Here is a 24327-nt window from a genome sequence, read left to right as displayed (position 1 = left end):
TCATTTTAACATAGCTCCTATTTTACTGCTTTTTTGCGCCATCAGCAATCTTTGCTACGTAAAAATCCGCCGAATACCCTACTTTGTCTAAATAGATTTGCCCCACTTTTTGAGTAAAAGCTTCAACATTTTCTTTCTGTACCAAAGCAATACTGCATCCGCCAAAACCTGCTCCAGTCATTCTTGCGCCAAGTACACCTGGTTGATCTTGAGCAGCAAAAACTAGTGTATCCAGTTCTACTCCAGTTACTTCATAATCCTCTCTTAAAGAAGCATGGGAAGCGTTCAGCAATTGACCAAAAGCAGTTAAATCATTTTGGACCAATGCATTCTTTGCTTTGATCGTTCGTTGATTCTCTGTAACTGCATGTTTCGCCCGCCGAATCAAACGTTCATCAGAAATCAGTTGTTTATTTGCTTCAAAGGTCTCTTCTGATAACTCACCTAATGAGTCGATCGGTAACTGTGTCTGTAAAAGCTGCAACGCCTTCTCACACTCTGCACGCCGCTCATTATATTTTGAATCAGCTAGCTCTCTACGCTTGTTGGTATTCATGATCACAATGACATAATCACCAAAAGCTGCTGGAACCATTTCGTATTCTAGTGTGTTGGTATCTAACAAAATAGCCTGATCTTTTTGTCCCATACCGATCGCAAATTGATCCATGATCCCAGAATTGACACCGATAAATTGGTTTTCCACTTTTTGGCCCGTTTTAACTAAGTCCAGCATCGGTACCTCCAGTTGAAATAAATCGTTTACAATCACACCCGTCAAAAGCTCTATAGAAGCAGAAGAGGAAAGTCCGGCTCCATTTGGGATCGTTCCATAAAATAAAAGATCCATTCCCTGATCGATTTGATAGTCTGCATCGATCAAATACTTGATCATTCCTTTCGGATAATTCGTCCAATCATGTCTTTTATCATAGCTCAAGTCATCCAATGAAACTTCAATGATCCCCAACTCAGAAAAATTTTCTGAGTAAAAGCGGAACAATCGATCATCACGTTTTCCAGCCAAACCATATGTCCCGATCGTGATCGCGGCAGGAAAAACATGTCCTCCGTTATAATCCGTATGTTCACCGATCAAGTTGATTCGTCCTGGAGCAAAGTAATTCTCTTGTGCTTCTTTTCCAAAGGTGGATCGAAATAATTGCTCAAGCTCTTTTTTCATGTCTATTCTCCTTCTTTTTCGTTTAGTAAATTTATTATAAAATATTTACTAAATTTTATCAATAGTTTTAATTACCTTGATTTTTTCAAGCTATTGGATTTTTTTTGATTTTTAGTTCATAATAGAAGTGTCTAAATGAATGGAAAGGAGCATTATCATTATGAAAAAATTTATTTCTGGTATGCTAGTAGGAACTGCTGTTACTTGTGCCGCAGTAGCCGGCTTAGCTGCAACGATCAAAAAAACGGTCATCGATCCGATTGAAGAAAAAGAAGATATGATCGAGGAAAACCGTAAAAAAGCAATGCGCAAACGTATTTCACGTTAGAGTGAAGAACGATAAACTCAGTAAGGACGACTTTCGTCAGCTACTGGGTTTCTTTTTTTCTGGACAGTCTATCCTGATTAGCCAATATAGGAACGAATCATTACCATTCTTTACATCAATTGACAGACCGGTCAATCCGCTTTAAGATAGACATTATAATAAAAGAGAGACAGGAGATTCTATAATGAACAGCTATTTTAATTGGGGCTATACTCAGAAAATAATTACTTTACTAACAGAAAGGAGAGGATAAAAATCAAATAACGGAGGATGTACGATGTTAAAAAAACGAACAGCAAATAATAGTGATCATCATTTAATTATAGAAATGTGGGAACGATCTGTAAAAGCGACTCACCATTTTTTATCAGAAGAAGATGTGGCTTTTTATAAAAAAATCATTCCAGAAAGTTTAGCAAGTGTCGATTTATCTTTATGGGTCGATGATGAGCATGTAATCGGTTTTAGCGGAATCGATGAGGATGAGTTAGTGATATTATTTCTGGATCCGAATTTTATTGGAGAAGGATATGGCAGCAAAATAATCACTCATTTGATCAACAATGATGGGATAAAAAGAATCGACGTCAACACCCAAAATGAACAGGCAAAAGCGTTCTACCTACATCATGGATTCACTATTGAATCTGAAGATGAACGTGATGGATTTGGTAAACCCTATCCTATTACCCATCTAATCAAAAAATAGAAGTTGATACTCTAATGAGAGTCTTTAGGATCACAAAAGTGACTGAGACAAAACTCTGCGAGTCAAATCCCAGTCACCTGTAATCCGGATAAACGGTGAGAGCAGAAGTAATCCCTTCGAAAATAAGAAAGAATTCACAAAAATTTGCAAAACAATTTTCGTGAATTCTTTCTTATTTCTCGGGATTAAACACTTCTGTCTCAACCTCTTTTAGTATTGCTCTTTTTTAGGATAAATTTCTTGAGAAATGCGCCATTGCTCCTTTGACTTCATCCAGTTTCTCAGGTTTGACCAAAGGCAGTACTTTTGCTTGTAATGCATGGAAATCCTCTAAAGTCATTTTTTTCGTTTGTTGATCAGCAAAACTTTGTACAAGGATCGCTTTGGCTTCTTCTTGTTTTTCTGATAATGTATTTTCTAAGAAAAACGCTAAAAATTTCTGTTGTCCGCTATGCATAAGCTTTCTCTCCTTTTTCATCAATCGAATCACATGCTTTATTACTATATCAGTTAAAAATCGTTTCGGCAATTCTATCAGCTTCCCTTAAATTCCAGGGATCTGTACCTGGTCTAGCTGTCGCCGCAGTCAGCCAATGAAGTCCCTCTGTTGGAATCCCATAACAGAACAGACCGTTGATGACCTTTTTATCCGCTCCGATCATTTGACTGTTTTTTTTATCTACTAAAAGAGCACCCGTGTGAGAAATATCTCCAGAGGATAAGGTCAAATAATGAATCGTTCCTAAACCATCTTTTAGAAGTTGCTGTACTAACGGATTTAAACTCAGCTGATTTTCAGTTTTTTGCAGACGAGCTTCGATCAGAAAATGAGCCGCATATTCATTTTCTGGATCGTCTTTAGAAAATGCGATAAATGTTTCATTTCGCATTTCTATTTGCATTTCTCCGGCTAAAATATTCACGATCCCTGCTTCGATCAATGCTTCTAACTCAGCAATCCGCTCAAGCGGCGGACCGATCGACAAAAAAGCATTCAACGGCGTAAACCAATCCCATAGCCATTCTTTCGTTTCGTCATCTGTAAAAAGGTCATGATCCAGCATAAAGCGCACTTCATCCCGCAAATCCTTCAGACTATCCAAAGCTGCTGCAAATGGCCCGAAGACATTTCCTTTTTTAGCTGCTTCAACATCCCATAATAAATAGTCCTGTATAAATTTTTTGAAAGACTCCTTCTTTTTGATTGCTTGTTTTGGTTGTTCAAGAAAAGACCAATCCCACCACTCTTCTTCCTTGATCCCAAATTTCTGAAGAACAGTTTCATGCCCTTTGGTCCGAATAAAATCGTCTGTAAACTTACTCCTATTTACCTTTGGATAGTGTTCTTTGAGCAATACCGAATAATAGGCAAATTCAACTTCCTTTTTCAACAAAAAGAAAAATTGCTCTGCAGATAGGTTTTGTTTACGCTTGAATCGATTCAAGCTTTTCTCTTTTAAGAAACGAGGACGATATTCTTCCCCATACCCTTTTTGATTTAATCCTCTGGCATGATATGGGATTCCCCGTCTTGCTCCTGCAATGATTTTCGGTTCTTTTCCAGAAGGATGATAAACTAATTTTCCTGATTTTTCGGTGTAGGTACCACCTCTATCACTTGTCAGTAAGGTAAGATAGTCAAAAAAAGCCAAGCCTAGTCCCCTTATCAAAAGCGGTTTTTGCTCTTTGACCGCTTCTAGATGAGCATCAGCAGCATTTTTAGGAGCAGAATAATACAAGCGGTGTTCACTGGCATATGCTGCTAAATTATTCATTTCCCCTGTCAGTTCATTTTCTTGATGACCTAATGCCAAAATCACCTTATCCGCAGTTGTCTCAACAGCTTTGGTGTATACTTGGAAAAGTTCACCATCTCTTCGGACTGCACGTACAGTATCTTTGAAAAATTTTACAGACGTTTGTTCTGTCATTCGTGTTTGAACATACTCATAAAACCATTGCTGGTATACGCCATATAAAGCTCGGGAACAATGATCGTTCGGACCTAATCTTTCACATTCTTCGATGAAGAAAGCACTATTTTCACTATTTAGTTTTCTGATAAATGGTATTGCTTCCTGCTTTAGCCACTCAAATAAATTAGGGCCTTTTGCTATTGGACCTGCTGTACTTAAAGTTTCATCGGTAAATAGAGTGACATGTGAAACGACTGAGTTCATCAATAGTGCCGTTGATTGATCTATACGCCACACTTTTCCTCCTGGACCATAAGGATCAAACATTGTAATTTGGACTACCTGTTCATCTCTGGACCATTCAATGATTCGTTCCAACGCTGAAAGTCCACGCGGTCCTCCGCCAACGATTGCTATTTTCATCTTATCCCTCCCTTCCCTGAATACAATTTTTTAGTCCAACCTATTTTCTATAATGTCTTTCAATGCAACGGCATTATTGTGCGTTTGATCTTTCGCACCATAAATAAATGTCACGACCGGATAATTCTGTACGATCCTCAAAAGCGTTTGTAAGGCTGTTTTGGCGTCACCGTTCTGTAATTCTACTTGGTATTTTTCTACAAATTCTGGAAATTTATTTTGTTCGTGATTAAACCACTGTCTTAACTCTTTACTAGGTGCAACTTCCTTCAACCATAAATCCAGATGCTCTTTTTCCTTTGACATTCCTCGTGGCCATAATCGATCGACCAATATTCGAAAACCATCTTCTTTTCCAGCTGGTTCATAGGCTCGCTTCAATTGAATCATTTTAATCACCTCATTCTTATTTTATCTTAATTGCTAAAAAAAGAAATGATTATGCTGTTCACTAAAAAGAAAAAACACAGAGAAACAAACGCCGTTCTGAATAGAGTCACCGTTTATTTCTGCTGTGTTTTGATTCATTACATATTTTTCTTCTTCGTTTTACCAGTCCAGCCTTCATAGCCGCCCTTTAAAATATAGACATCGCTAAAGCCATTTTTACGTAATTGGTTCGCTGTACGGATACTCAATGATTTTTTCTGATCATAAAGATAAACTGGTTGGTCTTTACGAATCGAATTCAATGTCGTTTTGATCGTTGTATAAGGCATATTACGCGCACCAAGAATATGACCTGCATCGAAAGAATCTTTTTCGCGGACATCAATGATCTGTGCTTTTCTCATGCCTTCTTTAAATTCTGCTTCTGTGATCGTTTTGGCAGAACGTTTTGCCATAATTCGCAGATATAACTCATTTAATCCCATTGCTAGTAAAATCGTTGCTAAAACAATATTAATAATCCATAAAACGTTCATTCCAAAATCCCTTTCTTACTGTTTCTCCATAAATTGTAAAGCTAAAGAAGCTGCTCCGATAACACCGGCTTCATTCCCTAATTGTGCTAGTTTGACCTGTGTGCTGTTGCGAACCTCAGGAAAAGTAAATTCTTCAAAATAGGCTTGGACGCGGCTACGTAAAAATTCCCCTGCCGCAGAAACACCACCGCCAATAACAACACTAGATGGATTCAAGGTATTTCCGACATTTCCAACCGCTAGCCCTAAAAAGTAACAAACACGATCAACGACCATCAGACCAAAAGGATCATCCGCCTGTGCATAATCAAAGACATCTTTACTTGAGACATCTTGTCCATCGTCGATTGCTTGTTTCAGCTTAGAATCACCTGCATATTCTTCCGACATATGGCGGGCAACACGCACAACTCCAGTTGCACTTGAAACAGTTTCTAAACAGCCGCGTTTTCCACATGTACATTCAAAACCACCAGGATCTACGGTAACATGTCCGATTTCACCAGCACAGCCGTTCACCCCATGCAGTAAGTTACCTTCTGCGATGATTCCGCCACCGACGCCAGTTCCAAGTGTGATAAACACAACATCAGGATTATTTTCGCCGGCTCCCTTCCAACGTTCGCCTAAAGCAGCTACATTGGCATCATTATCTAAAACAAAAGGGATTCCTGTTGCTTCTTCAATCTGTGTTTTGACCATCTGTTTTTTGGTCCAGTTGAGATTATAAGCCCCTACAACTGTTCCTTTTTCAATGTCGACACTGCCTGGAGTTCCCATGCCGATGCCAACAAAATCTTCATGTTTCATTCCATAAAGCGACAGACGATGATTGATCGATTCAATAATATCCGGCACGATATGACTGCCTTCTTCTTGAATATTTGTTTCGATGCTCCATTTTTGCTGAATCTCACCGTCTACAGTCAAAATCGCAAACTTAATCGTTGTCCCGCCTAAATCAATCCCTATCAGTTTCTTGTCCATTTACTCGGTTCCTTTCTCAGTTGCTCTGCTTTCTTCAATTCGATGTTCTCTTTGCAAGACACTTCTTGCATGAAGATAGGTGTCTTTGTCGATCAAACGACTTTCATAAATATTTTTCAATTCGATCATCATCAGCTCGATATCATAGATTCTCGCACCAACATAAATATAGATCCCGAATTGTTTAAATAACTGCTGCACATCGTATAACGTTTCCATTTTACCTGCACTTCCTTATAAAAACTAGAGCAGATCGACCACCATACATCTATTGATCCACTCAATCATTATACAAGCTAACTGTATTTTTTAAAACCCAAGACGAAGCATACGCCTAGTAAAAATACAAAAAAGATTCCTGAAATAATTCGTTCATGGATATTGAATTCATCTGAACGATCCGGTACCGATAACGCCGTGGCAGTCAAAAAACCACCGATCAATCCGCCAATATGGCCCATGATATCTACTTGACTACTAAACAAATTAAAAATCAGATTGATACCGATAAACGTTGCATAGCGTTGTACCATAAAGGAAATCGCAGGATTGTTTCTAAAATGGCGACCTAAAATAACAAATGCCCCAAATAATCCAAACAATGACGTACTAGCACCTGCTGAAATTGCATTTTGTGAACCAAAAGCAAAGCTGGCAATATTTCCTGCCACTCCGCTAAGCAGATAAATTGCTAAATAACGCCAATGTCCATAAATGCTTTCAACCTGAGAACCGACATAATACAAGGTAACCATGTTTACGACAAAATGCAGCCAGCCAATATGCAAAAACATAGGAGTGAAAAGACGCCAATATTCATGCAAATAAATAATTTCAGCGCGAGACATCGCGCCCCAACCGATCAATACCTGACTGCTCGTCGAACCACCCGAAAGCTCCATCCCCAAAAATACCAGTGTCGTGATACCAAGCAATAGATATGTCACCAACGGCTGATTGAATAGTCGTTTTAATTTCATTTGAGTTTGATAATTCATGTATTCCTCCTAGCTGATAAATAATCGTTTTACCGGCTGATCAAAAGACTCGATCGGCCAGTGCTCTTGAATTTGTTCACTGAATACCAAACTACATGTTTCTCCTTGGAACTGCAGCAAAAATCGATCATAAAATCCGCCGCCAAAACCAATCCGAAACCCCGAACGAGTAAACACGATTCCCGGTACAATCAATAAATCGATCGCCTCACGCCCTACCTCAGGTTCATCAACGGGCTCTTCGACACCAAAAGCAGTCTTTGTAAATTTGGTTTCCGGCCCAACTGAATGAAAGGACAGACGCCGCTCAGTATTTGTAACAGGCATCAGCATCAACTTGCCTTCTGCCCAGCCCTGCTTTAACAAAATATGCGTATCAAATTCAAAATCCATCGGCTTCGTGATTGCGATCGTTTGCGCTTTTTGCCAGAGAGGATCGTTGAATAACTGTTGACTGATCAAGTATTCCTTTTGTTCTTTTAGTGCTGGATGATCATGGAGCCATGTCAAATTCGCCAAGCCTAATGTTCTTAAACGTGCCTTCTCCATCCAACCCCTCCTAGATAGAAAATTCCCTAAAGTACAGTATTCCAATACTTCTTATCTCAATTTTTGACTTACCTTATAAGTTTATAGAAAAATATCCGAAATAGCAAACAGATGCTTAGTGATTTTTAGAATCAAGCAACTTTTTTTGCAGCCAGCTGCTGATCGCTTTATAAACTTCCTTTTTCTCTTCTTCCAGCAAAATTTCATGCCGCAGCTCAGCAAAGAGAACCAACGCTACATCGATAGTTGCTTGGTCTAATTCTTTGGCAACTTTTCTAGGTCCTTTACCAAAGTCACCGACTGGATCTTGTTCTCCGCTAATAACCAATATCGGGATGTTTTTCTCAATGTTTTCAGCCCAGCCTTTTCGATTTGCCTTATCGACCAATCGAAATAGTGTATAAAAGCCGTTGTTGGTAAAAGTAAAACCTGTCAAAGGGTCTTGCTCATATCGTCGAACATTTTCCTGATTTTTACTTAACCAGTTAAAAAATCCTGGTTCTGGGAAATGTTTATTGAATGAACCAAATGCTAGCTGATCCAATTTTTTATTGATTTTTTTAGGAAATGTCTTGTTTAATCCGCCTGTTAAGGATAATGCAAGCGGCAGCATTGCAGCTTTTTGGCCCGTTCCCATGAAAATAGCCCCGTTGATTTGAGGGTTATATTCCTGTAAATACGTCCGCAAAGCAAACGAGCCCATGCTGTGACCAAGCATAAAATGCGGAAGTTCAGGATATTTCTCTGCGATCCAGCTGTTGACCTGATCGATATCCTCTAGCACGAATCCGATCGAATCACCCTTGCCGAAATAACCATGCGTTGAATGTTCTGCAGAAATCGATTCTCCATGTCCTAAATGGTCATGACCAACAACGATAAAGCCTAGATCATTTAAGTAAACGGCAAAATCATGATAACGCTCGATATATTCTGCCATCCCATGAATCAGTTGGATCGTTGCGACCGGTGTTTTCTCTGTTGTCCAGTAAATCAAATGATTGTCTGTCTTCTGATCTGCTGACAAAAAAGTTTGATGTTCCATTGCCATCCCTCTTCTCGATTGATACTATATATTATATGTTAGCACTGAGCGAATTACTACCCATCTTTAGTTTTAGCTACAAAAAATACAGGCAGTGCCTTTAAAGAAAGGAGTGACATGATGAAAATTCAAATCATTGGTGCTTCCGGCACCGGAAAAAGTACTTTGGGCCAATATATTGCTGAAAAAGAACTAGTGAAATGGATCGATACTGACCGCTACATTTGGCAAGACGACACCTTCACAAAGGATTATGCTATCCCTGAACGTTTGAAACGCTATCAAAATGACCGCAAATTATTTAAAGACTTCATTGCTTCCGGCTCCGTCTTTGGCTGGAATCCTGAAGGCTTTATGGATCGTGACCTATTGGTTTTTCTTTTTCTCGATGAAGATCTGCGAATGGAGCGCCTGAAAAAAAGAGAAATCGAAAGAGGCGGTGATTCTGCACTGATCCTTGATGAAAATGGTGAGCAAACAAATGAGTTTATAGAATGGTGCAAAACCTACTATACTGCTCAGAAGCCTTCAGATATCGGAACCTATGCTGAGCACCGCTACCAAATTGAACATTCAGCAAGTCCGGTGCTAAAGCTGAATAGTGATAATTCCTTAGAAACATTACATCACTTAATCATTGACGCATTTCACAAGCAATATAAAAGAAGAAACTGATACCGAGCTACATGTTGTTGGTATCAGCTTCTTCCTTTATTCGATCTCATTCTGATTGCAGCGTGATCACAGGGTTGACTGATTGATCGACCACGATCTCCTCGGTCCCGTATCGTTCCCCTAAAATGTATTTCGCAATATGGATCGTCCGATCACTCATTCGTTCCAAATTCGACGCAATGTCAATAAATAAAACGCCATCTGCGGCACGACCTTTACCACTGTTCATTGTTGAAATATATTTTTTCCGGAGCTTTTTGACCATTTGATCGATTTGTTCCTCTCGATCCAGCATGTGAGCAGCCATCTCTTTGTCATCATTTTCAAAGGCAACCAAAGAATCACGAATATTTTTCATGACTTTTTCAAATAGGTCGACCACATCTTCATCATATAAAATCAGAGAGTCCCGTTCAGACACTTTTCCAGCCTTCTTGTCTTTTGCTTTTTGCTTCTTTTCAAGCTGAATGGCTTCTGTAAGATTTTGGATAATGTTTCGGCAATGATCACCGATCCGTTCAAGATCTTTCGTCAGCTCCAGCATCATCGTTTGTTCATGACTTTCAGCTATCGATAATTCTACAGCAGAAAGCTGAACGAGATATTCCGTTAAACGGTTGTCGATGTCATTGATAGCTGTTTCATATTGACCAGCATTTTCTTTATCGATCTCATGTTGATTTTCATAATAGGCTTTCGTTGCATCGAAAGCGCCAAGAACATAATCACCCATTTGCAACAATTCGATCTTCGCTTGATTAAGTGCTAAAGTTGTTGAGCTTTGAATAATGGATTCATTCAGATTCGATGGTTTGAAATCAATACTCTTATCTTTTCCTGGAATGATTTTTCGCACAAGTAACTCTATTTTGTCGATAAACCAAAATTGGATCAATAAATTCGATACATTGAATAGACCATGAGCAACAGCGATTTGCATTGCCGGCTGAAGATTAAACACATCTGAAATACGAACAACAACAGCTGTGAATGGTGTCAACAATGTCGTAAAAATAATCGCCCCGATCAAATTGAAAATCACATGCGCTGCGGCAGTTCTCTTTGCAGCCACGCTGACACCTAAAGCAGCAATGACCGCCGTGATCGTCGTACCAATATTGTCACCAAATAGAATCGGCAGCACTGAACCGATCGCTAAACTCCCTTGACTATAGAGCTGTTGTAAAATTCCGATCGTCGCACTGGAGCTTTGCAACACCATTGTCAATAACGTCCCGATTCCTACCCCTAAAACTGGATGATGAGACACATTGACCATCAGCTCAGAAAACTGCGGCAAATCACTTAACGGCGCCATTCCATCTCCCATCAGTTTCAATCCGTAAAATAAACAACCAAAACCAAAAAGGATTTGACCGATCGTATTGACTGTCTCCCGTTTTGAAAAGAAAAGTAATATCGAACCGACGCCAATGATCGGTAAGGCATATGAGCTTAAATTGAATCCAATAATAAATGCGGTGACCGTCGTACCGACATTCGCTCCCATGATCACACCGATCGCCTGACGTAAAGACATAAAGCCGACACTGACCAAACCAACGGTCAAAACCGTTGTTCCCGAGCTACTTTGAATAATTGCTGTCACAATCAAACCTGCTAAAACAGAACGTAAAGGTGTCGAAGTAAATGTATTTAAAATTTCCCGCAACGAATCTCCAGCAGACTTTTGCAAACCATCTCCCATATACTTCATACCGAACAAAAATATTCCTAAACCGCCTAGAAAAGGAAATAAAACCTCTTGATAGGACACACGTGTTCCTCCTCTTACCTTGACTTCTTACTTTGTTACGCATTACACAAAAACGTTTTCACTTTTAAGAGTACAGAAAAATCCATAAGTTGTAAATAAAATATTGTTATTTTCATTAAAAATTCATGGTTCTTCATTTTCTGCAAGCCACTGAAATACTCTACATGAAAAAAGGCTGAGATAAAAAGCGTTTAGCTCCGATAAATTAAGAAGGAGTTGCTTTTTTCTCGCCGTTTATTCAAAATCAAAGCCTGAAGCAAAACTGTTTTTTAGTTTTGTCTCAGGCTTTTCATTTTATTCCTTCATTAAACCATCAACATATACACACCAGCAGCGATCACTGCCCCGATAACAGGTCCGACGATCGGTACCCATGAATACGCCCAGTCAGAGGTTCCTTTTGTTGAGATCGGTAGTAATTGATGGGCTAAACGTGGACCAAAATCACGAGCTGGATTGATCGCATAGCCTGTTGGTCCACCAAGAGATAGACCGATCGCTAAAATCAATGCACCAACGATCAGAGGAGTCAAACCATCAGTGATAGTATTTTGTGAAAATGACAGCAGTCCTAAAACTAAAACGAATGTACCAATGATTTCTGTGATCATATTTGCTGGATAGTTACGAATCGCAGGTCCTGTCGCGAATGTCCCTAACACAGCTCCTTGATCTTCTGTTTGATTCCAGTGAGGCAAATAAGCCAACCAAACTAAGAACGCGCCAACAACAGCTCCTAGAACCTGTGCAATGATGAATGGAACAACTAATCCCCATTCAAAATTGCCGGCCATAGCCATCGCTATCGTTACAGCAGGATTCAAATGTGCCGGTCCCATAAAGCCAGAGATATAAACCGCCATCGTTACCGCCATTGCCCAACCAAAAGCAATCACGATCCAGCCGGAAGCTTCTGCTTTGCTTTTTTTCAGATTAACAGCAGCACACACACCATCCCCTAAAAGAATCAAAATCATTGTTCCTAAAAACTCACTAAAAATCTGTGTCATACTAGAAGTATCCATTTTACTTCGCTCCTTCTTTCAATGTCGTTAAATCAGATTCCGCTATTAATTGATTCAATTCTTGTTCATAGTCTGCTTTTTGTTGTTCAGACCAATCATAGTAATTGGCCATTTCAGAAATAACCCCTTGTTTGACTGTGTCCAGTGTATCTCGCATAAACAATACATGATTCGTTCTGCGAATGAGATAATCGGAAGGAGTCAACGTCATTTCGTTTTCAAGGGCATAATGCAAGCCCAATGTTTCTGCTAAAGTCAATCCTTCAACTGGTGTTGTCTCAGAGATTTTTTCAAAGAGCTGTGTCACATTTGAGCCATATAAATGAGCGAGATATTCTGCATCCTCCTCAGATAATCCTTGCTCAACGCCATATCTTGCTAACGCTTTCAATTCTGCTTCAGCATTGGCAGCATCGATATCTCCACCAGAGACTGCATATGTTTTCGAATCGATCAGCTCAATAGTTTTATTAAATTCGTCTTTTAGGATACGTTGAATTTCTTTAAGTGCACCTTCAGCCATTTTACGGTAATCAGTGATTTTCCCGCCAGATAAGGTCAACAAACCATCCTCAGAACGCTCCAGCAAGCTTCCTCTAGAAACAGCTGATGGGTTTTCTTTGCTTTCAGACAAGGAATCTTCTAAGTGATTCAAGACATTTTCTACATCAAAACGAGTGGCTGTTTTTTGCTGATATTTTTCAACGATATCAATGACCTGATCAAAACTTTGGTCAGAGACCTTTCCATTATTCCCGCCATTATAATCTGAACCACCATTTTCAGAAATCAGCGGACGCAGTCCAGCCCAGCTTGATTCGATATCATCGATCGTCACATTTGCTTCAGGATAGCGATTGTTGACGATTTCCAGCAAGTAATCTACATCTTCCTGAGTCACTGTTGGATGTTCATAATCACCTGTATAGTCCGTATCCGTCGTACCAAAATACGTTTTCTTTTCTCTTGGAACAACGAAGACCATTCGGCCATCATGCTTCCCTGTATCAAAATATGTTGGTTGGGGCACAAACAGCTTACTGCTGTCGACAACTAAGTGAACACCTTTAGTCGGACGCATTTGCGGAGTCAATTTTTCCTTCGTATCCAGTCCGCGAACTTTATCAGACCATGGGCCAGTTGTATTGATCACGATATTGGCTTTGATCTCAAACTCTTCACCTGTTAATAAGTCTTTTGCTTTGACTCCACTGATTTTCCCATGATCATAAATAAATCCGACTGCTTTGACTTTACTGACCATTGCTCCGCCATCTTGAGATGCGCGTTTGATATTTTCGATCACTAGTCTAGCATCATTGTTTCTAAAATCTAGATAGACACCGCCACCTTGCAGCCCTTCACGTTTAAGTTGGGGCTCACGCTCTAAGACTTCTTCTTTTGTTAATGTATAGTTTTCATATTTGGTGCCGATCACGTTCGCTAAACGATCATATAGATCCATTGCAACCTTGACTGAAAACATGTTGAAAGTCGCCTTCGGCTCATCATAAATCGGTAAAAGCATAGGATCAGGTTTGGGGATATGAGGAGCAATGGCTTGAACAACCGCCCGCTCCTGTACTGTATCCGCCACAACTTCGACATCGAAATTTTTCAAATAACGAATCCCGCCATGAACTAATTTCGTAGAACGTGAAGAGGTTCCTTCAGCAAAATCCTGCATTTCGATCAAACCGGTCTTCATTCCAGTAGCACTTGCTTGCAGCGCAACACCTGCTCCTGTAATTCCTCCGCCAATAATCAACAAGTCTAATTGTTCGTTTTTCAAGGTTTCGATCGATTTTTCTCTTGTTTTTATTGAAAATGTCATCACTTTTCACCTCTTCCTTCTATTTCGATTTATGCTTAAACATTTGTGTTGCTGCAACGGCCTGCTGCCAGCCTTCATACAAATCATCGCGTTCAGCATCTGACATTTTTGTCTCAAAAATTTGTCCTTCTTCATAGAACGCTTTTAATTCATCCAGATCTTTCCAGAAGCCAACTGCTAAGCCTGCCAAGAAAGCTGCACCTAAAGCAGTTGTTTCAAGATTTTGAGCTTTTTGAACAGAGGTATTTAAAATATCTGCTTGAAATTGCATCAATAAATCGTTATTGGCTGCACCGCCATCTACCTTTAAGATCGGGATATCGATGCCTGTATCATTTTTCATCGTATCAATGATATCTCGTACCTGATAAGCCACTGATTGTAGTGTCGCTTTAACAAAATCTTCTCTCGTTGTCCCGCGAGTCAAACCGAAGACCGCTCCTCTAGCATCAGAATCCCAGTAAGGAGCGCCCAGTCCGGTAAATGCAGGCACTACGTATACTTCATTTTTATTATGAGATTCATTTGCGACTGCTTCTGATTCTGCAGCTGTTTGGATCATTTTTAAGCCATCTCTCAGCCATTGAACAGCTGAACCAGCGACAAAAATACTTCCTTCTAAAGCATAATAGACTTTTCCATTGATTCCATAACCGATCGTTGTTAGTAAGTTATTATCTGAAAGCTGTGGTTTTTCTCCTGTATTCATTACAATAAATGAGCCTGTACCGTACGTATTTTTGACCATTCCAGGTTCAAAAGCCATTTGACCGAATAATGCAGCTTGTTGGTCTCCAGCCATACCAGAAATCGGAATTTCGCTACCATAAAAATGGTAATTCTTCGTTAAGCCATATACTTCAGAGTTAGAAGTTGCTTTTGGCAGCATCACACGCGGAATATTTAAAATATCTAAAATATCTTGATCCCAATCTAAGTCATGGATATTAAATAGCATTGTTCTGCTGGCGTTCGAGTAATCTGTTACGTGTGTTTCTCCGCCTGTCAGCTTCCAAACTAGCCATGTATCGATCGTTCCAAAAAGCAATTCACCTTTTTCAGCACGCTCTTGAGCACCTTCGACATTATCTAGGATCCAACGAATTTTTGTGGCAGAAAAGTAAGCATCTACGATCAAACCAGTTTTTTCATGGATCATGTCACCATGTCCATCCTCTTTTAGCTGATCTGCGATCGGCGAAGATTGACGTGACTGCCAAACCACTGCATTATGAATGGGAAGACCAGTCTGTTTATCCCAAACAACGGTTGTTTCACGTTGATTAGTGATCCCAATACCAGCAATGTCTGTTGGACGAACGCCAGATTCGATCAAAGCGCCTGCGATAACCGATTGTACTGAATTCCAAATTTCATTTGCATTATGTTCGACCCAACCTGCTTTTGGAAAATACTGTGTAAATTCCTTCTGTGAACTTCCAACATTGTTCCCTTTTTTGTCAAAAATAATTGCTCGTGATGAAGTAGTCCCTTGATCGATCGCCATGATGTACTTTTGTTCTGACATTGTAATTCCTCCTAAATAATAAAAGTGTAGTGGGCTCGTCCTGGCTCGACAGAAAAATAGGAAAAAATCTAAGCGGTGCTTTTCGCCGCTTCTATTTTTTATCTTTTTTCCGAGAGACAAGCCCGTGGAACTAGATAATAATAAAAGTGTAATGGGCTCGTTCAGAATCAAAATGTAATCCTAAACAAAATTGAAAACGCTTTATATTTCATGAACTTATAATATACGCAAATTGATTCCTAAAAATGTCATCTTTTTTTTTATTTTTAAAATAAATGAATGTTTTTACTAAAAATCCACTAAGGACAAGGAAGAAGCTGAAAAATTTTCCTCAACTTCACTCAGCCTTCTTTTTTCCTATTTCCGTGATACCCTCGGATTTTCTTACGAATTTGCTCGATGTCATACGTTGATCCAAGTTCGGATAATATATAAATCTCTCCAACAGATCGGTAAACTGGCGGGTTCATTACATTAGTTATCAAAAGATCATAAGTATACTTCGGATCATACGGTTCGATCGTTAAGCCGTTCAAATTTTTCAAGCTTAAAACCAATACTTGAGTCATTGCTTCTTTGTATAGCAAATCCATTTTTAAATCGATGCCTACACGAACTTCTCCAATGATTTCAAAATCAATGATCGAAAGCACACTTAAATATTTCACCAACGACCATTCATGCAGACTATTTCCAGGCTCATAACGTTCACCCAAGTAACTAAGACTTTTATCCAAAAGAACATGGGCAAATTCACCTAAACGATGACTGGATAATTGTTGCTCTTTTTGCCAAATATTCTCCTTGTCGAACAGCTCTAATTCTCCTTTAAAAAAATAAAGCCTGCTATGAATCTGTGAGAAGTAATAAAAGATCTTTTTTTCCAATTCAGGATAAAATTTTTGTGGACGATAGTATAAAATCACGTGTTCCAAAACAAATGTGTCCGCTAGTGAAGACGGTGTCCGCCGTCCGCGTACCAAGCTATACTGGATAAAATCAGTTTCAGTTAAAACAGACATACTTGTTAAAAAAATAAAATGCAGCATACTTTCTTCTTCATCGATCTCAAGCGGATAACGACTAAAAAAACGCAATACGAACGAACGAATCGTTTTAAAAAAAGGATCCTGCTCAAGGTTCAGGCTTTTATTTCGGACTTCTTTAAATGTTTTAGACTGAACTGCCAACCTTTTTTTGCTGATCGTCAACCACAGACTGATCTTCAGTTTTCCATATTCCTCAAAGGAGAGCGACAGGGCTTTTTCCAGCGCTTCGATAATTCGGATATTCTGCTGTGTCAAGGTGCGCTCCCTGTGCTGTTCGTATGGTGTCAAAAACCAATAAACTTGAAAATAAAAATATCGAATCTGCAGTTCTTCACCTTTTAGCTGTCCATTTCGGATTTTCAGACCGAATTCAGTCAGCAGCTGGTTCAACTCTTTGATTTTTCGAAATAAGGAAGATTCACTGATCATAAATTTTGTTGTCAACTGAGCCATCGTAAACTCTCGATAATGAAACAGATGGTCGATCAGCTGAAACTTGATCGATGCCCGTATATAATCATCAACGACTTTACTGACTGAAAATCGATCGGACATTTCTACAGAAACCCATTGTCCATCATAAAATAAGCGACAGTCTTTACTATATGGATTTAAATAATAACCTAATTCTTTTAAATCACTTTCAAAAGATGCCTTTGATACACCTAAATGATTCAACAGCTCAGTGTCTTCCATACGACCGCCGGCTAAGATCACTTTCTTCAGGATTTGGATTTCTCTTGCTTCTTTTTTGTCTAGTAATTCTTCAGTTTTCATCGGCATCACTCCATAAAGCAGTAAACGCGAGTTGATTTGTGATATCCATAACTGTCGAAAAATAAGGATGGTACAGAAAATCTTTTTGATAAAATTGCTCTAATGTTTGCTCTGTCTGAATGCCTAACGCAAGCGTGTTGATCTTATCCAGAATATCAGCTTTTGATACCAGCTGAGCACCCAAAATTCGATGACTTTCCTTTTCAAAAATAATTTTCCCGGAAATCTCTTTTTCTCCAGAGAATAAAGAACTCGTTTGCTTTAAATGAGCAACTTCAATCGGCTGATCATGAAAAAGGCCTTCTGCTTCAGTCAAACCTGTACTTGCCACATAATAATCAACAAGCTTCGTACCGATCGTACGAATCGAGCCAATAAATTTTGTCGTAGGTTCTAGTAGATTTTGAGCAACTACAGCTCCAGCTCTAACTGCATTATTCACTAAGGGTATATAGAAAGAATCATTTGTTAAGCTATATGGTACTTGAATACAATCACCTATTGCAAAGATATTTTGATGAGATGTTTGTAAATAGTGATCCACATAAACAGTTTGGTCTGTGTGGCTATCGATTTTTTCATCCAAATAACTTAAGTCTGGCCGGACATTCATCGCAAAAACAGCTCGATCGACCGTTCGACGAGAATGTTGCGTTTCTATCTGTAATCCATCGTCCTTCTCTACTATTTTTTCAACCGTTTCATCAAAATGAAACACTACCCCTCTTTTTTCCATCTCCTGTTGCACAGGTAAAATCATCTCTTGATCAAAATATTTAAATAATAGATAGTCCATTCGTTCATATAAATGAACACTTATCCCTTTACTTAACAGCGTATCAGCAGCTTCTGCACCAATTTGACCACCGCCGATCAATGCAACTTCTTTGCAATTTTCCAGCTGAGCGATCGCTTGCTTGACGCCAGGTAAAAATTTATACTTGAGCACCTTCTCAGAATCGCTCCCCATGATTTTCGTTGACCATTGGCTAGAACCTGTAGCTAAAATCAACTTATCAAAGGATAAGATATTGAGCTCGTCTGATCGTTGATAGTGGATGACCTGCTGATTTGAATCCATGCTCACTACTTTTGCATTCAACAATAACTCGATCCTGTTTTCTTTCAATTGCTGTTCTGAAACAAAGCGAAGCTCTTCGACCGTATCTACAGCTTCGTTATAATAGAGAGTCAATCCACCTGGCAGATAACCGACTGTCGCTTGTTTTTCAACAAGATAAATCACAGCTTCAGGGTATTTTTTTCGAATCGTAAGAGCTGCTGAAACTCCTGCGAATGATGCACCAATAATCACAACTTTCACTGCATGACCTTCTTTCAAAAATTACTAAACCGTTTTCTTAAAGAATAGCATATGCGTAACCAAAACGCATGAAAATAAACTAAAACGAAAAAAAGAGCAGAACATAACTCATAGAGTTATATACTGCTCCTTTTAAATAGTTCTATTTAGTATCTTTCAAAAATTCCTGGATCGCATCGGCATTTTTAGGTGCATCCAGCTCGATCACACTGCCTGAAGGAGTATCATCATTGAAATTCCAGCTGCCTTCTATCGGAACTGAAAGTGATTCTAATGGTTTGACTTTTCCTGTCAGAAAATCCTTCGCTAGATCAATAAACAAGCTTGTCGGAACATTGGTGTCGATTTTCCCGACGATTTTTCCTGCGACCTGAGGCAGTTCCCAAATTGGGATCAAATCTTTCGATTGGTCGATCAACGCATCCATTACTTGCTGTTGTCGTCTGATTCGGCCAAAATCGCCTTCTTCATCCATTCTAAAGCGGGCATATTGCAATAAAGTATTGCCGTCCATGACTTGTTCTCCTTTTAGAATATCGACACCATCTAAATTAATATCCTTCTCAGCATCTATTTTCACACCTTTTGGATAAAGTTCATCAATGATATCACTAAACTCTTTAAAATCCATCACAACGTAATAGTTGATCGGTAGATCAAAATTAGTATTGAGGACTTCTTTTGTCATCTGCGCTCCACCATAGGCATATGCTGCATTGATTTTATCGAGGCTGCCATCTGGAAATGTCATATAACTATCTCTCATAATAGAAATCAATTTTGGTTGCTTCGTTTTACCGTCATAATGACCCACCATCAACGTATCAGAACGTCCTTGATCCTCATCATCGTCGCGCGAATCATTTCCTACGACCATAACAGTCAGTTCTTTATCACTTGTTTGTTCATCACCAGTAAAATTTTGATTGATCGGGGATAGTTTTGCTTCACTTTCTTCTCTTGCTGACTGAAATGAGATTGCCGCATAACAGCCCGCACTTACGATCACAAGAAGGATAGATAACAGCGTGATGATCAATATTCGTATCGGTTTCTTCATTGTACATTCCTTTCTACAGCTCACATGTATTCCTTTGGAAAAGAAAAATCCTTCACCAAGAACACTCAGCGAAGGGGATAAAGTACTTGGATAATTATCTGAGAACTGAATAAACGCAGACAGATCGACCTAGTTCTTCTCTTCGTTGAGTTTTAGCACTATATAACGTAAAAAGCATTGCTTTTAGCTGCTTAGAAAAACGCCTTAATTCGACGATTTTTGTCCTACCCGTACCTGTCTTTCGACATTTCTGAGCAGCAGCCTGTGTTTACATAGGAGCCTCACCTAACAAGTATTTATTTCATTTAAAACTATAAGCGTATCGCTTCACAAAGTCAAATTAAATTTTATAAAAAATATTTCATTTTACTACCCTTTTTGTAACAAAACTTGATTATGCTCACCACTATCCTTTCCACAACAAATAATAACAAAAGTTACTGTATAAATCCTCTTTACATTTTCTTATAAAACCGCTCAAAATAACTACTTTCTATTTTTTTAAACGGAATACACAAAGAAAAACGACAGATTCTCGATAGTTCTGCTCTATTAAAAAAATATAAACTGTATTTAGGAATTCCACTCTAGCAGACGTGCTATCGATTCAAATGATCTTAAATCTAGTTTTGAGATACAACCAACTATATTAAATGGAGGAACAATATTATGGCAAATGAAGGAATGACTATTTCACAAAAAGGAGTTACTTTAGTAAAACAATTTGAAGGGCTTCGTTTAACTGCCTATCAAGATTCAGCTGGTGTCTGGACGATCGGTTACGGACATACTAAGGGGGTCTACGCAGGCATGTCGATTACACAAGCGCAAGCAGAAGCTTTCTTGAAAGAAGATCTATTGACTCATGCTTCTGGAATCTTTAAATATGTAAAAGTTCAATTGAATCAAAATCAATTTGATGCACTTGCGAGCTTTCACTTTAATTTAGGACCTGATATTTTATATAATTCAGCGCTGCTTTCTTATCTAAATAGTCAACAATGGCAAGCAGCCGCAACTGAGATGAAGCGATATGTTTACAGTAATGGACAAATTTTACAAGGCTTAGTGAATCGTAGAGCTGCAGAAGCAGCACTTTTTTTAGAAGCACCTTTTCCAAGCAGACCTTGCAAAGTAAAAGTTGGAAATATCGTGTTGTTATCCGGCGGCGCAAAAATCACGTCTCCATGGTCTTCTAACGAACCGATCCCAGCTAATCGTGTCAATCAATATTACAAAGTTGAAGAAATACATGCTCTTAGCTCAAAATGGGAAAGCTCCGAATATGAAGTCTTGATCAGCTCCAATGAAACAAGCTACCGCAAATGGATCTACGAACAAGACCTATCTCTGGCTCCAGCAGCTAAATTCAACGTTGGGCTAAAAGTTCGACTAAGCACTGCTGCAACGAATGCCAGTATCCATTGGAGCAGACGCGTATTAGAGAAAAAATACTTGGGACAAGAATACACGATCAGTCAAGTCGCACCTACCGCTGAATCCCGCAGTCCTTATCAATACCTGATCAGTAGTCCCACATTAGGAAACCTCTGGGTCTTAGAACAGGATCTAATGGATCGGACGATTTGGTTCATCACTAATGAACCCTTTATGAATCAGGGGCACAACCAAAATCTGGAAGTCAAAAACGGGTCCTTGTACAAAACGATCATCAATGATATTCCACTGGAATCCGGCGCAAAAAGCATGGCTGAATTCGTCCGTCAAAACACTTGCCCGATGTTGACCAACGGCAATGTCTTTTTGATCGAATACCCTACACATTTAATGGTCAAAGTCGTCGGTATCAAACCGGAATGGACAGACTACATGACGTCTGAGTGTCTACGATTAACAAAAGGACAAATCCCTACTTACGACCAGCGTGACATGAAAGTCGTCCCTCAAGCAGATAAAAAATACAACTGGGTCGAAATCGATAATTTACCAAAAGACTGGCAAGCCATTAGTAATCGTTTGCGTGGTAACTTACGTGAGAAATTCTGCCAATATTTTCTATCAACTCGTGTTTCTTATGGCAAACAAAGCGATGGCAAATTTTATCTACAAATCATCAATATCGAAAATAATGAACGCGCCGTTGAATTGGCAACTAAATTGAAACGCTGGTTCCCTGGGGATACCAACGCTTATACGAATGCACAGGTGTTTTTACAAAAATAATATCAATAAAAATAACTAATCCAACGAATTAACTAATCAAAAAAAACAAAAAGAGAGCTCCTATATCTATCTTCAGCATTTTTCATGTGAGATACGTTATAAGAACTCTCTTTTTTAAAGCAAAAAGTTATGTTATCGTCCAAGATTTTATTCAAAAATGAATGTCTAATTCTTCTAAATTAAAAATAGTACTCAAAATTTCGTTTACTTTTTCGACTAATTTCACTTTATCTATTAATTGATCGTTTGTAGAAATAGTGGTTTTATCATTAGAATAGGTCAGAAAATCATATTCTTCTTTCAATCTGACTACCTGCTGCTCTTTTTTATACAATACAAAGTCATCTACTTCGTCCGACTCATAACTTCTTTTGAATCCTTCTTGTAAAACGATTCCTGTGACCAAAGCATTCACTGTCAATTCCTCTAACGGGATTGCTTGTTCATCGATAACCAAGATATAATTTTCATTTTCGATTATTCCACAAACATTACAGCCGCCATCTAATAAATCGACTGTTTTGGTGATCGTTGCATTTTTCATATTTAAAGATCCTTCCTCCTGCACATAAATAGACATTTTCATTGTTATTATAGCAAAAGTTTCAGCATTATTAAATATCAGTTTTTCCTTTTACTCACAAGTAGAGCCTGTTCTTTTGCCAAGTAAAACGGACGTAAATAAGCAACCGTATTTGATAATGGCAATACTTCATCAGCAAGTTCAATATTTAATTCATTTTTTATATATGCTCTTCTAGCTATGATACGTTTCCATAGTTCTGGGTACTGCTTTTCCATTGTTTGTTGAAGCTTGACATCTGCAATCGCAATACACTCTTCTGCACTAACTCCTGTATAGCCTTTGATGGAAGGAATGATATCGATTTGGAAAATCATTCCACTCTTGATCGTTTCTCTTGAATCAGCATAAATTGGCGAAGACATCCATTCTTCATCTGAAACTAAGTGGCCCGGATTTAAATGCCAGTGATACTTTTCTTTAGGAAAAACAGCTTCAATTTTATCATATAATACGCGTCCTTTCATTCCGATCTTGATCTCTTCTAACCAATGTACAACAGCATTATAGTAAGGTTTTGCTACTCGTTCCAGATAATCTCTTTGATTCGTTGGGAGCTGATTTTGTGTTTCGACAACAAAGCCTGTGCGACTTGACAAGCCACCCTTAAAGGCAGTCGTCATCGATAGTGGATCACCTAATTGGACTTTTTTATGTGTAGGATACACATTTGCTTTTTCAAAACGCTGGCCTGTCGCCGCGATCGTTACCACTGTATTTGTCTGACCTTCTGCCGTCAGACATGCACCAAGTTCAGCCTCCGTTACACCAACATCTACTGCGTTCATCGCATTCAAAATACACGAAGAGGCTAAATTTGCTCCATATTCATAATGAGCGATTTCATTGGCATTATTGATCGTACGTACACCGGAATCTCCACCGATAAATAGATGAGCTGCATTGACTACTTCACTATTTTCTGTTAAACAATTCAACAACGCTGACACAATAAAATATGGAATATCAAAGAATCCTTTCGGATCATGAAGTGTTGTGGTAAACATTTTCCAGCCAACTAGCCCGATCTTTTGTTGATCAGCCAGACCGATTTCCTTAAAGATATCTTCTAAATCAGCATCATTATCCATAGGTTGGTTCGGCAATGAAAAAAGTGGGCTATGTTTTAGTGTCACTTCAATACGGGAAACTGCTGCCATCTTTAGATTTTCATTTCCTAAAATGACTGTACTTTTTCCTGAAGCCTCAACCACTAACAGCCCTTCTTCAAAGCGCGGAATAAAACCTGTCAGGTACTCAAAATTTCCGCCGTGTTCTTTATCTGCATAAATGACGACCGCATCAAAATTTGATTTTTTCATTTCTTTCAGCAATTTTTCTTTCCGTTCATTGATCGTATCATCTGTTAAAAAAACAGGTGCGACATGTTCAAAGAGAGTCGGCTCTTTTACCTGCCCAAGTACAATTTTTTTGTCCATCTTTTTTT

Annotated in this window: 23 protein-coding genes and 1 riboswitch; of the genes, 4 read left to right on the top strand and 19 right to left on the bottom strand. The window is 38.8% G+C overall.

Translation table 11 applies throughout. From position 1 onward, the window contains the following. Nucleotides 1-22 precede the first annotated feature (22 nt). The gene (locus IGI58_RS12435) at nt 23-1183 is read right to left on the bottom strand and encodes a galactokinase (RefSeq protein ID WP_429953160.1); all 1161 of its coding nucleotides are present in this window, start codon (nt 1181-1183) and stop codon (nt 23-25) included. 160 nt (nt 1184-1343) lie between these two features. On the opposite strand from IGI58_RS12435, the gene IGI58_RS12430 reads away from it, so the two are divergent. Next, the gene (locus tag IGI58_RS12430) at nt 1344-1511 is read left to right on the top strand and encodes a DUF3042 family protein (RefSeq protein WP_087639359.1); all 168 of its coding nucleotides are present in this window, start codon (nt 1344-1346) and stop codon (nt 1509-1511) included. 277 nt (nt 1512-1788) lie between these two features. After that, complete coding sequence (locus IGI58_RS12425) at nt 1789-2220, top strand: GNAT family N-acetyltransferase (protein WP_429953161.1); 432 nt, start codon at nt 1789-1791, stop codon at nt 2218-2220. 226 nt (nt 2221-2446) lie between these two features. On the opposite strand, the gene IGI58_RS12420 is transcribed toward IGI58_RS12425, so the two are convergent. The 9 genes from IGI58_RS12420 to IGI58_RS12380 form a co-directional block, all read right to left on the bottom strand. Then, entirely contained in the window at nt 2447-2677 is a 231-nt protein-coding gene (locus tag IGI58_RS12420) for a hypothetical protein (protein WP_225532838.1), read from the bottom strand. Between the two features lie 49 nt (nt 2678-2726). Then, a complete protein-coding gene (locus IGI58_RS12415) occupies nt 2727-4559 on the bottom strand; it encodes an FAD/NAD(P)-binding protein (RefSeq protein ID WP_429953162.1) in 1833 nt (610 codons plus the stop codon). 30 nt (nt 4560-4589) lie between these two features. Beyond that, nucleotides 4590-4949: a DUF488 domain-containing protein gene (locus IGI58_RS12410; protein WP_429953163.1), complete on the bottom strand. Its 360-nt coding sequence runs from the start codon at nt 4947-4949 to the stop codon at nt 4590-4592. A gap of 137 nt (nt 4950-5086) precedes the next feature. Then, a complete protein-coding gene (locus IGI58_RS12405; RefSeq protein ID WP_087639353.1) occupies nt 5087-5485 on the bottom strand; it encodes a rhodanese-like domain-containing protein in 399 nt (132 codons plus the stop codon). A 15-nt stretch (nt 5486-5500) separates the two neighbouring features. Further along, nucleotides 5501-6472, bottom strand: a complete 972-nt coding sequence (locus tag IGI58_RS12400) for an ROK family glucokinase (RefSeq protein ID WP_087639352.1) — start codon at nt 6470-6472, stop codon at nt 5501-5503. Next, complete coding sequence (locus IGI58_RS12395) at nt 6473-6691, bottom strand: YqgQ family protein (protein ID WP_087639351.1); 219 nt, start codon at nt 6689-6691, stop codon at nt 6473-6475. Between the two features lie 77 nt (nt 6692-6768). After that, a complete protein-coding gene (locus tag IGI58_RS12390; RefSeq protein ID WP_429953164.1) occupies nt 6769-7470 on the bottom strand; it encodes a rhomboid family intramembrane serine protease in 702 nt (233 codons plus the stop codon). Between the two features lie 9 nt (nt 7471-7479). Further along, on the bottom strand, nt 7480-8019 hold the full coding sequence (locus IGI58_RS12385; RefSeq protein ID WP_429953165.1) for a 5-formyltetrahydrofolate cyclo-ligase: 540 nt from the start codon (nt 8017-8019) through the stop codon (nt 7480-7482). Between the two features lie 115 nt (nt 8020-8134). After that, nucleotides 8135-9064 carry an alpha/beta fold hydrolase gene (locus tag IGI58_RS12380; RefSeq protein WP_429953166.1) on the bottom strand — a complete coding sequence of 310 codons (930 nt, stop codon included), beginning with the start codon at nt 9062-9064 and terminating at the stop codon, nt 8135-8137. A gap of 120 nt (nt 9065-9184) precedes the next feature. Between IGI58_RS12380 and IGI58_RS12375 the strand changes: the two genes are divergently transcribed. After that, complete coding sequence (locus IGI58_RS12375; protein WP_429953167.1) at nt 9185-9739, top strand: hypothetical protein; 555 nt, start codon at nt 9185-9187, stop codon at nt 9737-9739. 46 nt (nt 9740-9785) lie between these two features. Here IGI58_RS12375 and IGI58_RS12370 read toward each other — a convergent pair whose 3' ends face one another. The 7 genes from IGI58_RS12370 to IGI58_RS12340 form a co-directional block, all read right to left on the bottom strand. Continuing rightward, complete coding sequence (locus tag IGI58_RS12370; RefSeq protein ID WP_429953168.1) at nt 9786-11516, bottom strand: Na/Pi cotransporter family protein; 1731 nt, start codon at nt 11514-11516, stop codon at nt 9786-9788. Between the two features lie 305 nt (nt 11517-11821). Further along, the gene (locus IGI58_RS12365; protein WP_088271459.1) at nt 11822-12541 is read right to left on the bottom strand and encodes an MIP/aquaporin family protein; all 720 of its coding nucleotides are present in this window, start codon (nt 12539-12541) and stop codon (nt 11822-11824) included. A gap of 1 nt (nt 12542) precedes the next feature. Then, nucleotides 12543-14375 carry a type 1 glycerol-3-phosphate oxidase gene (gene glpO / locus IGI58_RS12360; protein WP_429953169.1) on the bottom strand — a complete coding sequence of 611 codons (1833 nt, stop codon included), beginning with the start codon at nt 14373-14375 and terminating at the stop codon, nt 12543-12545. A 19-nt stretch (nt 14376-14394) separates the two neighbouring features. After that, nucleotides 14395-15903 carry a glycerol kinase GlpK gene (gene glpK / locus IGI58_RS12355; protein ID WP_087639343.1) on the bottom strand — a complete coding sequence of 503 codons (1509 nt, stop codon included), beginning with the start codon at nt 15901-15903 and terminating at the stop codon, nt 14395-14397. A 341-nt stretch (nt 15904-16244) separates the two neighbouring features. Continuing rightward, nucleotides 16245-17729 carry a helix-turn-helix domain-containing protein gene (locus IGI58_RS12350; protein WP_429953170.1) on the bottom strand — a complete coding sequence of 495 codons (1485 nt, stop codon included), beginning with the start codon at nt 17727-17729 and terminating at the stop codon, nt 16245-16247. Further along, complete coding sequence (locus tag IGI58_RS12345) at nt 17719-19053, bottom strand: FAD-dependent oxidoreductase (RefSeq protein WP_429953171.1); 1335 nt, start codon at nt 19051-19053, stop codon at nt 17719-17721. The genes IGI58_RS12350 and IGI58_RS12345 overlap by 11 nt, the downstream gene beginning before the upstream one ends. A gap of 142 nt (nt 19054-19195) precedes the next feature. Continuing rightward, nucleotides 19196-20113, bottom strand: coding sequence for an LCP family protein (locus IGI58_RS12340; protein WP_225532827.1), 918 nt, complete (start codon nt 20111-20113; stop codon nt 19196-19198). 131 nt (nt 20114-20244) lie between these two features. After that, nucleotides 20245-20413, bottom strand: a riboswitch (M-box (ykoK) riboswitch). A gap of 369 nt (nt 20414-20782) precedes the next feature. Here IGI58_RS12340 and IGI58_RS12335 point away from each other — a divergent pair. Beyond that, complete coding sequence (locus tag IGI58_RS12335) at nt 20783-22297, top strand: lysozyme (protein ID WP_429953172.1); 1515 nt, start codon at nt 20783-20785, stop codon at nt 22295-22297. 151 nt (nt 22298-22448) lie between these two features. On the opposite strand, the gene IGI58_RS12330 is transcribed toward IGI58_RS12335, so the two are convergent. Together IGI58_RS12330 and IGI58_RS12325 are read right to left on the bottom strand one after the other, a co-directional pair. After that, nucleotides 22449-22841, bottom strand: a complete 393-nt coding sequence (locus tag IGI58_RS12330; RefSeq protein WP_429953173.1) for a DUF4809 family protein — start codon at nt 22839-22841, stop codon at nt 22449-22451. A 77-nt stretch (nt 22842-22918) separates the two neighbouring features. After that, complete coding sequence (locus IGI58_RS12325; RefSeq protein WP_429953174.1) at nt 22919-24319, bottom strand: M24 family metallopeptidase; 1401 nt, start codon at nt 24317-24319, stop codon at nt 22919-22921. Nucleotides 24320-24327: the final 8 nt, after the last annotated feature.

Source organism: Enterococcus sp. AZ020 (assembly GCF_050499205.1).
GTDB lineage: Bacteria > Bacillota > Bacilli > Lactobacillales > Enterococcaceae > Enterococcus_L > Enterococcus_L dunnyi.
Note: the sequence above shows the minus strand (reverse complement) of the source record. Positions and strands in the feature narration are given on the sequence as shown.

Excerpts from the sequence above, each read along its gene's own strand:
- IGI58_RS12410 (WP_429953163.1), bottom strand. The coding sequence starts at position 4,949 with ATGATTCAATTGAAGCGAGCCTATGAACCAGCTGGAAAAGAAGATGGT.
- IGI58_RS12375 (WP_429953167.1), top strand. The coding sequence starts at position 9,185 with ATGAAAATTCAAATCATTGGTGCTTCCGGCACCGGAAAAAGTACTTTG.
- IGI58_RS12365 (WP_088271459.1), bottom strand. The coding sequence starts at position 12,541 with ATGGATACTTCTAGTATGACACAGATTTTTAGTGAGTTTTTAGGAACA.
- IGI58_RS12425 (WP_429953161.1), top strand. The coding sequence starts at position 1,789 with ATGTTAAAAAAACGAACAGCAAATAATAGTGATCATCATTTAATTATA.
- IGI58_RS12435 (WP_429953160.1), bottom strand. The coding sequence starts at position 1,183 with ATGAAAAAAGAGCTTGAGCAATTATTTCGATCCACCTTTGGAAAAGAA.
- IGI58_RS12400 (WP_087639352.1), bottom strand. The coding sequence starts at position 6,472 with ATGGACAAGAAACTGATAGGGATTGATTTAGGCGGGACAACGATTAAG.
- IGI58_RS12380 (WP_429953166.1), bottom strand. The coding sequence starts at position 9,064 with ATGGAACATCAAACTTTTTTGTCAGCAGATCAGAAGACAGACAATCAT.
- IGI58_RS12405 (WP_087639353.1), bottom strand. The coding sequence starts at position 5,485 with ATGAACGTTTTATGGATTATTAATATTGTTTTAGCAACGATTTTACTA.
- IGI58_RS12390 (WP_429953164.1), bottom strand. The coding sequence starts at position 7,470 with ATGAATTATCAAACTCAAATGAAATTAAAACGACTATTCAATCAGCCG.
- IGI58_RS12430 (WP_087639359.1), top strand. The coding sequence starts at position 1,344 with ATGAAAAAATTTATTTCTGGTATGCTAGTAGGAACTGCTGTTACTTGT.
- IGI58_RS12395 (WP_087639351.1), bottom strand. The coding sequence starts at position 6,691 with ATGGAAACGTTATACGATGTGCAGCAGTTATTTAAACAATTCGGGATC.
- glpK (WP_087639343.1), bottom strand. The coding sequence starts at position 15,903 with ATGTCAGAACAAAAGTACATCATGGCGATCGATCAAGGGACTACTTCA.
- IGI58_RS12340 (WP_225532827.1), bottom strand. The coding sequence starts at position 20,113 with ATGAAGAAACCGATACGAATATTGATCATCACGCTGTTATCTATCCTT.
- glpO (WP_429953169.1), bottom strand. The coding sequence starts at position 14,375 with ATGACATTTTCAATAAAAACAAGAGAAAAATCGATCGAAACCTTGAAA.
- IGI58_RS12335 (WP_429953172.1), top strand. The coding sequence starts at position 20,783 with ATGGCAAATGAAGGAATGACTATTTCACAAAAAGGAGTTACTTTAGTA.
- IGI58_RS12385 (WP_429953165.1), bottom strand. The coding sequence starts at position 8,019 with ATGGAGAAGGCACGTTTAAGAACATTAGGCTTGGCGAATTTGACATGG.
- IGI58_RS12350 (WP_429953170.1), bottom strand. The coding sequence starts at position 17,729 with ATGAAAACTGAAGAATTACTAGACAAAAAAGAAGCAAGAGAAATCCAA.
- IGI58_RS12415 (WP_429953162.1), bottom strand. The coding sequence starts at position 4,559 with ATGAAAATAGCAATCGTTGGCGGAGGACCGCGTGGACTTTCAGCGTTG.
- IGI58_RS12420 (WP_225532838.1), bottom strand. The coding sequence starts at position 2,677 with ATGCATAGCGGACAACAGAAATTTTTAGCGTTTTTCTTAGAAAATACA.
- IGI58_RS12325 (WP_429953174.1), bottom strand. The coding sequence starts at position 24,319 with ATGGACAAAAAAATTGTACTTGGGCAGGTAAAAGAGCCGACTCTCTTT.
- IGI58_RS12330 (WP_429953173.1), bottom strand. The coding sequence starts at position 22,841 with ATGAAAAATGCAACGATCACCAAAACAGTCGATTTATTAGATGGCGGC.